The organism is Paraburkholderia madseniana (assembly GCF_009690905.1).
GTDB lineage: Bacteria > Pseudomonadota > Gammaproteobacteria > Burkholderiales > Burkholderiaceae > Paraburkholderia > Paraburkholderia madseniana.
In genome coordinates this window covers 1-11,529 of sequence record NZ_VOSW01000038.1, presented here as the reverse complement: position 1 = coordinate 11,529, position 11,529 = coordinate 1, and the positions used below count along the sequence as shown (strand labels likewise).

11 protein-coding genes are annotated in these 11,529 nt (G+C 60.1%); 6 read left to right on the top strand and 5 right to left on the bottom strand.

The features are described 5' to 3' along the window. Positions 1 to 161: 161 nt before the first annotated feature. Positions 162 to 932, top strand: a complete 771-nt coding sequence (locus tag FSO04_RS20525; protein WP_154561895.1) for a TetR/AcrR family transcriptional regulator — start codon at positions 162 to 164, stop codon at positions 930 to 932. A gap of 182 nt (positions 933 to 1,114) precedes the next feature. On the opposite strand, the gene FSO04_RS49075 is transcribed toward FSO04_RS20525, so the two are convergent. From FSO04_RS49075 to FSO04_RS20505, 5 genes are all read right to left on the bottom strand, one after another. After that, positions 1,115 to 1,543 carry a tyrosine-type recombinase/integrase gene (locus FSO04_RS49075; RefSeq protein WP_323138095.1) on the bottom strand — a complete coding sequence of 143 codons (429 nt, stop codon included), beginning with the start codon at positions 1,541 to 1,543 and terminating at the stop codon, positions 1,115 to 1,117. Positions 1,544 to 1,736: 193 nt separating this feature from the next. Next, on the bottom strand, positions 1,737 to 2,156 hold the full coding sequence (locus FSO04_RS49070; protein ID WP_323138096.1) for an integrase arm-type DNA-binding domain-containing protein: 420 nt from the start codon (positions 2,154 to 2,156) through the stop codon (positions 1,737 to 1,739). Between the two features lie 835 nt (positions 2,157 to 2,991). Then, positions 2,992 to 3,774 (bottom strand): N-acyl homoserine lactonase family protein, encoded by a 783-nt coding sequence (locus FSO04_RS20515; RefSeq protein WP_154561893.1) that lies wholly within the window; start codon positions 3,772 to 3,774, stop codon positions 2,992 to 2,994. A 13-nt stretch (positions 3,775 to 3,787) separates the two neighbouring features. Then, the gene (locus FSO04_RS20510; protein ID WP_154561891.1) at positions 3,788 to 4,714 is read right to left on the bottom strand and encodes a fumarylacetoacetate hydrolase family protein; all 927 of its coding nucleotides are present in this window, start codon (positions 4,712 to 4,714) and stop codon (positions 3,788 to 3,790) included. Positions 4,715 to 4,894: 180 nt separating this feature from the next. Further along, positions 4,895 to 5,494 carry a helix-turn-helix domain-containing protein gene (locus tag FSO04_RS20505; protein ID WP_233464926.1) on the bottom strand — a complete coding sequence of 200 codons (600 nt, stop codon included), beginning with the start codon at positions 5,492 to 5,494 and terminating at the stop codon, positions 4,895 to 4,897. 251 nt (positions 5,495 to 5,745) lie between these two features. Here FSO04_RS20505 and FSO04_RS20500 point away from each other — a divergent pair, with 251 nt between their 5' ends. From FSO04_RS20500 to FSO04_RS20480, 5 genes are all read left to right on the top strand, one after another. Beyond that, a complete protein-coding gene (locus FSO04_RS20500; protein ID WP_154561887.1) occupies positions 5,746 to 7,140 on the top strand; it encodes an aspartate aminotransferase family protein in 1,395 nt (464 codons plus the stop codon). A gap of 56 nt (positions 7,141 to 7,196) precedes the next feature. Continuing rightward, on the top strand, positions 7,197 to 8,300 hold the full coding sequence (locus tag FSO04_RS20495) for an ABC transporter ATP-binding protein (protein ID WP_233464925.1): 1,104 nt from the start codon (positions 7,197 to 7,199) through the stop codon (positions 8,298 to 8,300). Positions 8,301 to 8,370: 70 nt separating this feature from the next. Beyond that, the gene (locus FSO04_RS20490) at positions 8,371 to 9,420 is read left to right on the top strand and encodes an ABC transporter substrate-binding protein (RefSeq protein WP_154561885.1); all 1,050 of its coding nucleotides are present in this window, start codon (positions 8,371 to 8,373) and stop codon (positions 9,418 to 9,420) included. A gap of 101 nt (positions 9,421 to 9,521) precedes the next feature. Then, positions 9,522 to 10,784, top strand: a complete 1,263-nt coding sequence (locus FSO04_RS20485; RefSeq protein ID WP_166618224.1) for an ABC transporter permease — start codon at positions 9,522 to 9,524, stop codon at positions 10,782 to 10,784. 34 nt (positions 10,785 to 10,818) lie between these two features. Next, the coding region (locus FSO04_RS20480; protein WP_154561881.1) for an ABC transporter permease at positions 10,819 to 11,529 on the top strand (711 nt) is incomplete at its 3' end.

The following is an 11,529-nucleotide window of genomic DNA, read 5'->3' as shown; positions in this document are numbered from 1 at the left end:
CAGCGCTGCAACTCCCTGTTCCAGGCACCGTCGCAACTCAATTCGTCTGTCCATGCGGTCGCTGATCCGTTCGCGACAGTGACATTAAACCCATAACTGATTATATTGTCAACTATGACGTGTAAATCTAAAATATGACGATACAGAAATCTGGAACCGAGATGCCTGATACCCCGAACTCCCGTGCAACCCGGCAGCGCAAACAAAAGCTGCCAGCTCCGGCCGAGGCGACCGAAGGGCGGCAGCCGCGCGGCGCCCGCCGCAAGCGGAAGACTCGAACCCGCCTGCTCGACGCTGCGCTCAGGCTAACGGCCGAAAAAGGGATAGGTTCAGTGACCATCAACGACATTACCGAGGCCGCCGACGTCGGTTTCGGCTCCTTCTACAATCACTTCGAGTCGAAGGAAGGGATCTTCGCCGCGCTCGTCGAGTGGGTGTTCGAAGAGTTCGCCGATACGCTTGATCGCCTGGCCAGCGGACTGTCCGACCCGGCCGAAGTGGTCGCTATCTGTGTCCGCCATACGCTGATGCGCGCCCGCCGCGAGCCGGTGTGGGGACAGCTCCTGATCCGCGAGGGTTTTTCGGTGCATGCGCTGAACTGGGGTCTCGGTCAGCGTTTGCTGCGCGATAGTCAAAGTGGCATTTCCGCGAGACGCTTTGTCGTCTCGGACCACTTTCTGTGTCTCATTTCCGTTACGGGCATCATCTTCGCGGCGATCGCCGCTGAAATGCACTTTTCCGCCTCCGTCACACCAGCCGTCCAAGGGCAGAAGCCATCTGGACTCGGAGAACAGCACTTCGCGGAGCGCGCTGCGGCGGTCGTGCTACAGGCACTTGGACTCAAGCGCGTCGAGGCAGAGAGAGTTGCGCGGCTGCCGTTACCGGGTTACCCGGAAATCAAAGTCTGTCGAGCAAAACCGCGGGTTCGCTGATCGGGTGGACAACTTTCAGACTCAGGGCGCGGGTAGAGGGGCGGCGAGACCAAGGGCGAGGCAGCCGTGATCGGGAGAAACGGCGCTGACAACGAAAGACTGGAGAGACGGCTGCCGGATCTTGTGTCGCCCGGCACCGTGGTCTCTTCGCCCCATACCACGGCGCTTCGAACATCAGTCAGCTATGGCCTTTCGCCCTTCGCCTTTGGATTCGTAGCAATCCAGCCGTCCAGCATATCTGCCCACGCCTGGAGCATCGCCCTCCTCTGCTCTGCATACTCCGCCTTGTTGTAGACCGCGCGCACGCCACGCTGTTCGTGAGCGAGGCATTTCTCGATCCAGTCGGTGTTGAACCCTGCTTCGTGCAACAGCGTGCTGGCCGTCCGACGCAGATCGTGCACCGTGAAAGGATCAAAATCTGCCCCGCCGTCGCGTATCAGCTTGACCGTGCGGTCAATGACGCGGTTCAGAGTCGCCGAACTTATTGGGGAGGCCGTCTCATAGCGGCCGGAATGCACGTACGAACTCGCTCCGAAGCATGTCTTGAATGCGACCAGAATGTCCAGAGCCTGTTGACTCAGATAGACAATGTGGGGGAGACCGGCCTTCATCCGTTCCTTCGGAATTGTCCACCTTTAGTCCCCGCGCCTGCACGAAACGATAGACCTGCAGAACGATGTCGCGCGCCCGCACGGCAGGGGCCGCGGCGCCCCTCCCCTTGATCTTCTCGCAGCGCGCCATCAATCGTGCGGGCGTGATCTCTTCCAACTTCAGCCGGCCAAATTCCGACGTGAGATTCCGCTCTTATACCAATTTGCGCATCGCTCGTGTGGAGTCGGCAAGAGCAGTCTCCACAAAGTATTTCTCCGCCCACTTACCAAACGTTAGCACCTCGGTCGCCTCGACCCGTTTCTCGACTTTCGAACGTGAAGGACTCTCTCCGCGCTGGATTGCTCCGTAGACTTGGTCGCGTAGAAGCCGGGCTTCCGGGAGGCTATAGCCATTGCGAATCCGAGTTCGTCTGGCTTGCGTGGCTTCCGTGCTTAAAGTGATGGATCGTAGCGGCCGATAACCAGGGTTTCCCGGCGACCGTTCACCCGGTAGTCCGTACCGGAAGCTCACCGCGCCTGCAGGAATCACTGCTGCATATTGCCCCCGCTGATCGGCAACCTTGTAGATCTTCTTGGCCGGCTTCAGCGCTCGCAACTGCATGTCTGTGAGCATAGGGACTCCTCGAACGTATACCGTCAACCGATACCGTCAGACTGATTTGACGGTATCGGACAAGGCCGTCCGAGGAAGAAATGTCGGTACCGTCACCGATACCGACATTTCCACCAGGTATTGCCCGGATCACAGCAGACCACACCGGACAATAACCTCATCTTTTTTAAAGGAGAAACAGGAAAAACCGGACCTCCCGGAACGACCCGGGAGCACCTTGAATCACTCCCACTCGATCGTCAATCGGTGGCCGGGATCCTTCTGGAGACGGCCTTTCCGCCCAGTCGGGTAGCGACGATACCGTCAGCCATACCGAAAAATCCAGTCGGCAGTTATCGGCTTTGGACAGACTGCATCGGAGAGTCAATGTGCGCTTTCGTTCAAACATTACGAAAACTGGGCATCCGAATACGACTTCTGCGGAGTACCGTCATCGATACCGTCAGCGACCATCCAACGCGATCCAGGCAGAGCTTGAGTAAGGCATGATCCGAGTCGCCCAATATTGCCGGCCTTCGCCAGCACGGGATAGCAGCGCCAGAACGACCTGGCATCCCCGCGCTGTTATCAGCAATGCGAGAAGTGCTTGGCCGTTCCCCGCGAAGACCGGTTTCGATATCGAGCGGCACGCTCGGCACCGCCTCGAGCTCCACGACCTAGCTGTCGGAATCGAACAGCATGAAACCGCGCTCCGGGTCAATCTACACGTCAAGATTACGTTCTCGCGTGGCGTCGTTGTGGACGACGCCGCCGAACAGCTGCGAATTGTGCCGTTCCAATGCGATGCGCGTAATCGAACATTGCACCGTGCGGACGCCGACCAATACATACACAATCAGGAGAGCCAGTCAGGTGCATGAGGCAAGGTTGCATTCTGGGCAATATCATGATTGACGAATAACGTCGCACCTTCAGCCGCCAAAAGCTCTTCGACCCTGTTCATCGACGCAATTGACTGCTGTGCGTCGACATTGAAAGAAGGAACGCATCTGCATTGGAAGTTACGCCGATTGTGAGCAATATCGCCACTCAACACGACTCGCCCGGTCTCGGGAAGATTCAGCAACAGCGAGCAATGGCCAGGGGTGTGGCCGGGCGTGAAAATGATACGGACGGCGCCGTCTCCATAAACGTCGTGGTCGCCCTCGATCAACCTGAGCCTGTTGTTACGCAGCATGCCGTACAGGTCAGGCCTAAATCCGAAAGCGTCAGGATCCGGGCCAAACATGGCTTCATATTCAGCCGTCTGCACGATCCACTCGGCCTTCGTGAACAGCCGACAATTGCCTACATGGTCGTAATGCGCATGCGAAAGCGCCAGCGTACCGATTTCATCAGGCTCAACCCCGATTTCCTGAAGTTGCGACGCGATCGTCTTGCTGATCGTTCCGCGGATACCGTGGGCGATGATCCGGCCTTCCGGCTCGCCGATCAGATCGTCCTGGGTGCCGGTGTCCCATAGCATCCATTGTCCGCGATGGCGGATGAGATACGCATTGCAGCTTAACGTCATCGGCTTGCCGACATTGAATCCGGGAGAGTAAATCGAGGCATCGTCGACCTGCGCTATGCCTGCGTCGAGAACGTACAGTCGCTCGATCGTCGCGTCATGGCTCATGGCTGCCCCGTTCTCAGCGAAGATGAATGGCGAGCTCACCGAGCCCTTCGATCGCGGACACCACTTTGTCGTCCGCTTTAAGCCATTGACGCTCGTCGCGCGGCACCTTTTTCCCCCAGATCACCCCCGGCGGCGTCCCAGTAAACAGAATGTCGCCCGGCTCGATCGTCATGATGCTGGCCACGTAGCGGATGATCTCGCGGCAGTCGAAGATCATTTCGCCGGTGCTGCTGTCCTGCCTGATTTCGCCGTTCACCCAGGTTTGCAACCTCAGGTTGTTCGGGTCCGGCACGCGATCCCGGGTAACGAGCCAGGGGCCCAGCGGAGCAAAACCATCCGACATTTTCCCCGCCGTAAACTGCGTCGTGATGTTCTGCAGACCTCGGGCGCTGAAGTCATTACCGACCGCGTAGCCCGCAACAACGGATAGCGCATTCTCCTTCGACACGTTCTTGCATTTCCGCCCGAACACAATCACGAGTTCCGTCTCGTAGTCGAACTCCTTGTCTACCATAGTAGGCAGTTCAATGTCGCCGTCATGGTGATTGAGTGCGTTCGCAAACTTGCTAAAGATTGGCGGCGCCTTGGGAATGGGCGTTCCCGTCTCCGCCGCATGCGCCTGGTAGTTGAACCCCACGCAGATGATCTTCCGCGGCCGCGTGACAAGGGGAGCGAAAGCAGCCTCACGTACCTCAACCGATTCGATTCCGCCGTCCTGCCGAAGGCGGTTCACGATCGCCGATACGTCGGCAGCACGGTCGTTCTGAAGCAAATCGTCCATATCAGCCGGCGCCGGCAACTCGAAGTTAGCGCCAGCCTGCGTGATATTCACGATCCGGCCGTCGAGCTCAGCGCCGAGGGCAAATGCACCACCGATGCGGAGATTGGCCAACTTCAGGTCGAGCTCCCCTACTTCAAGATTCGGGTTTGCGTTTTCCAATTTGCACTCCTTATGAAAACTGCTAAAGCGGGATGAAGAGATGGCACGACCTGGGCGATCAAAGGAACGAGACACCCGCGAGGCTGGTTCCCGGCACTTTCCGGGATGTGCAAGTAGAATATATCTACGATAGGAGAATGTCAACGGCCACCCTTTCTGGGCGGCCACAGCTTGCCCGACTTACTTGTCGTCGCGCCGGGAGATGACCAGGTAATAGGAGCAATGCTTTCTGGAGCGATTGCTGAAGGCGTGCTCGACCCTGGCCTCGAAGAACAGAGTGTCACCTTCCGACAAGCGAATTTCCTGGCCCGGCAACGAAACGATCAACTCCCCTTCTGCCACTGTCACGTGCTTTTCTGTTCCGCTTCGGTAAGCCGGCATCATGCCTGTGGACACGCCGGCCGGCAGCCAGTGCTGGAGCAACTCGACCTGGCTACCAACCATGGTCGGAGAAAGAATGTGGCGCTCGAAGCCGGTTTCGCTGTCCCGGAAAATATGCCGCTGTTCACGCCGAACTACCGCTACGGCTTGCCGATCCTCGACGCCGCCGGTAAGGAAGCTCAGTGTCGTCTCGAGGGCGTGCGCGATCCGTTTTGCTACCCCGATGGTCGGACTCTTTTCGCCTCGCTCGACCTTTGAAAGCATGGCCCGGCTCACGCCAGATCTCGTCGCCAGCTCTTCGAGTGTCAGCTCGCCGCGCTCCCGCAGCGCGCGCATGCGGCGCCCAAACTCCTGATTTAACTCGTCGTGGTCGCCTGCAGCTTCAGGTGGAAGTTCCATAAGACTGTTCATCTATGACTGTTCATAAGGGGGTCGGCGAGAGTCTAGCGCATCGTCACAAGCTTTTTTGAAAACGCTTGATGGCTCACTTTCTGTCTGCTAGTGTATCTTCCATAGTAGATTGTGTCTACCATGTAAGACGATTTAGGTGGTTTCCGAAGAAATTCGCTGTGCAATGCAATAAAACCATTGTTATCCGGGCCAGCGCCTCGCTACCCAAGCCACGGCTCGAGCCCGAATCAGGAGACGACATGACTCAATCGATCGACGCACTGTTCGAGCAGGACCGTGCGCATTTCATGCATCCGTCCACGCACGCTCACGATCACCAAAGCGGCGCGCTGCCGGGCAAGATCGTGCGCGGCGGCAGCGGCATCCGCATCGAAGATCATGAAGGCCGGCAATACATCGACGCCTTTGCGGGACTTTACTGCGTGAACATCGGCTATGGCCGTACCGAAGTCGCCGACGCCATGTATGAGCAGGCAAAGCAGCTTGCCTATTACCACACCTACGTCGGCCATTCGTCGGACGCAATCATCGAGCTGTCTTCGCGCCTCATGGAGTGGGCGCCGGCCGGCATGAAGAAGGTTTACTACGGCATGTCCGGCTCGGACGCGAACGAAACGCAGATCAAGATCGTCTGGTACTACAACAACGTGCTGGGCCGCCCGAACAAAAAGAAGATCATCTCGCGCGAGCGCGGCTATCACGGCTCGGGCATTGTGACGGGCAGTCTCACGGGCCTGCCGAGCTTCCATCAGCATTTCGATCTACCGATCGAGCGCGTGAAGCACACGGTCTGCCCCCACTGGTATCGCAAGGCGCCCACGGGAATGAATGAGGCCGCGTTCGTATCGTACTGCGTGGACGAACTCGAAAAGCTGATTAAACGTGAAGGTGCCGACACAATCGCAGCCTTCATCGGTGAGCCTGTAATGGGCACCGGCGGGATCTTGCCGCCTCCAGCCGGCTACTGGCCCGCGATCCAGCAGGTGCTGAAAAAGCACGACATTCTCCTGATCTGCGACGAAGTCGTGTGCGGCTTCGGCCGGCTCGGCTCGAAGATGGGTGCGCAGCACTTTGGCATCCAGCCCGACCTCATCACCGTTGCGAAGGGACTCACGAGCGCGTATGCGCCGCTCTCAGGTGTCATCGTGGGCGAAAAGGTCTGGGATGTGATTGCGCGGGGCTCGCAGGAGCACGGACCGATGGGACATGGCTGGACCTATTCCGGGCACCCGGTGTGTGCGGCCGCGGCGCTCGCCAATCTCACGATCATCGAGCGCGAAAAGCTGGTGGAAAACGCCGCGCAAGTTGGCTCTTACTTCGGCGCGCAACTGCGTGAAGCGTTCGGCTCACACCCGCTGGTGGGCGAGGTGCGCAGCACGGGCATGCTGGCTGCGCTGGAATTCATGGCAGACAAGGAGGCGCGCAAGCCCTTCGACCCGGCTCTGAAGATCGGGCCGCGGGTTGCCGCAGCCGCGCTGCAGCGAGGTCTGATCGCGCGCGCCATGCCGCACGGCGACATCCTCGGTTTCGCACCGCCGCTCGTGATGAGCCGCGACGAGGCAGACGAGATCGTTGGCATCGTGAAGCAGGCCGTGGACGAGGTTGCGGAGCGGGCTCTCACAGACGCGGGTTGACCTCGCCGCTTCGCTCCGCATTCTGTTGGTAATTGTCGCGTTGAACGGAGGCAGCTGTGCCGAAGACTCAAGAAGTGATTGTCAGCTTTCGAAGCGTTAGGAAAACTTACGATGGCGAGTCGCTCGTCGTCAAATCGCTCGATCTCGATATCTACCGCGGAGAATTTCTCACCTTGCTCGGACCCTCGGGCTCCGGCAAGACGACCTGCCTGATGATGCTTGCAGGCTTCGAATTTCCTACCGGTGGCGAGATCCACCTCGACGGCAAGCTGCTCAACAACGTCCCCCCTCACAAGCGGGACATTGGCATGGTGTTTCAGAACTATGCGTTGTTTCCGCACCTGACGGTAGGACAGAACGTGGCGTATCCCCTCAGTGTGCGCAAGGTGCCTGCTACCGAACGTGCCGCGCGTGTGAACGAAGCCCTGAGGATGGTACGCATGGAAAGCTTCGAGAAGCGCTATCCGGCACAACTGTCAGGTGGCCAGCAGCAGCGCATCGCGCTCGCACGCGCACTCGTGTCCAAACCCAAGCTCGTGCTCATGGACGAGCCGCTTGGCGCGCTCGACAAGCAACTGCGCGAGCACATGCAGTACGAGCTGAAGTCCCTGCACGCAGAACTCGGCCTGACGTTCGTCTACGTCACACATGATCAGGACGAGGCGCTCACCATGTCAGACCGGGTCGCGGTATTCGACAAAGGTGTCGTGCAGCAGCTCGACACCGTAGACCGTATGTACGAATCGCCATGCAACGAGTTCGTGGCGAACTTCGTCGGCGACAGCAACCGGTTGCGCGGGACGATCGCGTCAGTGGACGGCGAATTTTGCGACTTCCGGCTTGACGACGGAACGCGGCTCGTCGGCCGCAATATCGGCAACGCGGCGGCGGGCGCCTCCGCCATCGCATGCATTCGCCCCGAGCGCATGAACGTAGTGTACGGCAGCGATCGAGCGAACGACGCAGCGGCAAACGCGCTGGCGGGAGAGGCTCGCAGTCTGATCTATTTCGGGGACCACGTGCGGATGCGCTGCGCGTTCAAAGGGCAAGACGAATGTTTCGTCAAGGTACCGATCGGTACCGGTGCACTTGAACGATTTGCACCCGGCGCGCCCGTGACACTCGCATTCGCGCCTGAACATCTGCGCGTTTTTGCGTAGCTGTCTACACGATTTCTACGCTGGCCAGTCCGACACAACGATTCGTTTTCGTCATTGAGGAGAAGGAACCATGATCACTCGAGCAAACTTTGCCGCGCCCTGCACGGTGCTCGCGCTCACGCTGGTGATGTCCGGAGCACCCGCATCCGCTGCGGAACTGACGGTTGTCAACTTCGGAGGCAGTTGGGGGCAAGTGCAGAACATCGCATTCAACGAGCCGTTTGAAAAAGCGACCGGCAACAAGGTCACTGTCGTCGAGTACAACGGCGAGCAGGCCAGGGTGAAGGCCATGGTCGAGGCAAAGCACGTCAACTGGGACGTCGTCGAGGTCGAGTCGGGTGAGCTGAACCGCGGCTGCGATGAGGGCTTGTATGAACAGCTCGACTGGTCGAAGATCGCGAAGAAGTCGGATTTGGTCCCTGAAGCGCCGCAGACCTGCGGGGTCGGCTTCGTTGTGTGGTCGATGGCACTTGCCTATAACGCCGACAAACTCAAGACGGCGCCGACCAGCTGGGCCGATTTCTGGGACATCAAGAAATTCCCCGGCAAGCGCGCAATGCGCAAAGGCGCGCGCTACAACCTCGAATTCGCGCTGATGGCCGACGGGGTTGCACCAAAGGACGTGTACAAGGTGCTCGCCACGAAGACCGGCCAGGATCGTGCGTTCAAGAAGCTCGGCGAGCTGAAACCCTACATCCAGTGGTGGGAGGCGGGTGCGCAGCCGCCGCAGTTCCTCGTCGCCGGTGATGTCGTGATGTCGACCGCGTTCAACGGCCGCATCGACGCCGCACAAAGAGAAGGCCAGAACCTGAAGGTCATGTGGAACGGCAGCATATACGACCTCGACTACTGGGTGATTCCGAAGGGCACGCCGAACAAGGCGCTCGCCGAGCAGTACATTGCGTACACGCTCACGCCCAAATCGCAGGTGGCGTTCACGCAACATATCGCGTATGGCCCGGCAGATGTCGTGGCGCTCAAATCGCTCGACGCCAAGACTCTCGCGAACCTCCCCAACTCGCCGACCAACGCCAAAGACGCAACCCTGCAGGACATCGGCTTCTGGACCGATCACGGCGACGAACTCGAGCAGCGCTTCGCCGCATGGGCCGCGAAGTAAGCGTGCGGATGTTTTTCTGACCCAACCGGCCGCGCGGCGCGCATCGCGTCGTGCGGCATTCCGCCGGGTCGCGGTCCGGCCGGAGAAAAACGTTGAATACGATGACGATCGCCCCTTCCTCGTCGACACTGTCGACGGCCGCGCTCAAGCGCGAACTCCGCTTAGCCGGGGCTCGTAAACGGGCGATGGCGCTCCTCTTGATCGCGCCGCTCGCGATCTTCGTTTTGCTCATCTTCGTCGTGCCGATTGGCGCGCTGCTCACACGCGCGGTGCAGAACCCCGAGATCGCGACGGCGCTGCCGAACACAGTCGCGGCGTTGTCGGGCTGGGACCGTCACGTGCCACCACCCGACGCGGCCTACGCCGCGCTCGCAGCCGACATGACGAAGCTCGCCGGCACCGACGGAATGGGTACGCTCGCGTCGCGTCTGAACCTGGAAATTCCCGGCTTTCGTTCGTTCGTGGCGAAAACGGCGCGCGCGATGCCGCTCAAGGGCAGCAGCGACCAGCCGCTGACGCCCGCGCAGACGCGCGAGAAGCTGATCGAGTTCGATGCGCGCTGGGGCGACGCCACCTACTGGCAGGCGATCGCGAAAAACGGCAGCCAGATCTCGCCGTTCTATCTGCTCGCCGCACTCGACCACAAGCAGGACGGCTTCAGCCATATCGTGCACGCAGATCCCGAGCAGTCGATCTACCTCACAATCTTCGGCCGCACGTTCCTGATCGGCATGGCGGTCACCCTGTTCGCGCTGCTGCTAGGCTATCCGCTCGCGTACTGGGTCTCGCGACTGTCCGAGCGCCGCGCGAATCTCGTGATGATCCTCGTGCTGATTCCCTTCTGGACCTCGGTGCTCGTGCGGGTCGCGGCGTGGATCGTGCTGCTGCAAAACGACGGGCTCGTCAACAAGGCGCTGATCGGCAGCGGGCTGATCGCGCAACCGCTGGCGCTGCTGTTCAACCGCGTCGGCGTGTACATCTCGATGACGCACATCCTGCTGCCATTCATGATCCTGCCACTCTACAGCGTGATGAAGTCGATTCCGCCGACCTACCAGCGCGCGGCCGTATCGCTCGGCAGTCATCCGTTCGCGGCGTTCTGGCGAGTGTACGTGCCGCAGACCTATCCGGGTGTCGCCGCCGGCGCGCTGCTCGCGTTCATTCTCGCGATCGGCTACTACATCACCCCTGCACTGCTCGGCGGCCCGGACGACCAGATGGTCAGCTACTACGTCGCCTACTACACGAACGATACGATCAACTGGGGCATGGCGTGCGCGCTCGGCGGGCTGCTGCTCGCGGCAACGCTGGTGCTGTACGCGGTGTACGGCCGGTTCACGCGCTCAAAACTCAGCCTCAGTTGAGCCGACGATTACGCGAAACAAGGAGAATCTGACCATGAAACTTGCCAGGCCGCTGTTCGCGCCGCATATGTCGTTCGCCGAGCGGGCGTGGTACGTCGCGCTGCGCGTGCTCGTCGTGCTGACGCTGCTGTATCTGATCCTGCCGGTCCTCGCGATCGTGCCGCTGTCGTTCTCGTCGAGCACATTTCTCGTCTATCCGATTCCGGGCTTCTCGATGCGCTGGTACGAGCACCTGATCAGTTCGGACGAGTGGCGGATGGCCGCGAAGAACAGTTTTATCGTCACGCCATCGGCGACCGTCGTCGCGACCGTGCTCGGTACGCTCGCTGCGATCGGCCTCACTAAGGCCGACTTCCACGGCAAAGGTCTGCTGATGGCTGTGCTGCTCTCGCCGATGATCGTGCCGGTCGTCGTGGTCGGCGTCGGCATGTACCTGTTCTTCGCCCCGCTCGGACTCGCGAACACCTATACCGGTCTGATCGCCGCGCATGCGGCGCTCGGCGCCCCGTTCGTCGTCACGACCGTCGCGGCAACACTGCAGGGCTTCAACCATAACCTCGTGCGTGCGAGCCTGTCGCTGGGCGCAAATCCGGTTGAGACGTTCTTCCGCGTCACGCTGCCGGTGATCGCACCTGGTGTGATGTCAGGTGCGCTTTTCGCCTTTGCGACATCGTTTGACGAAGTGGTGGTCACGCTGTTCCTCGCGGGCGCCGACCAGACGACGCTGCCGCGCCAGATGTTCACT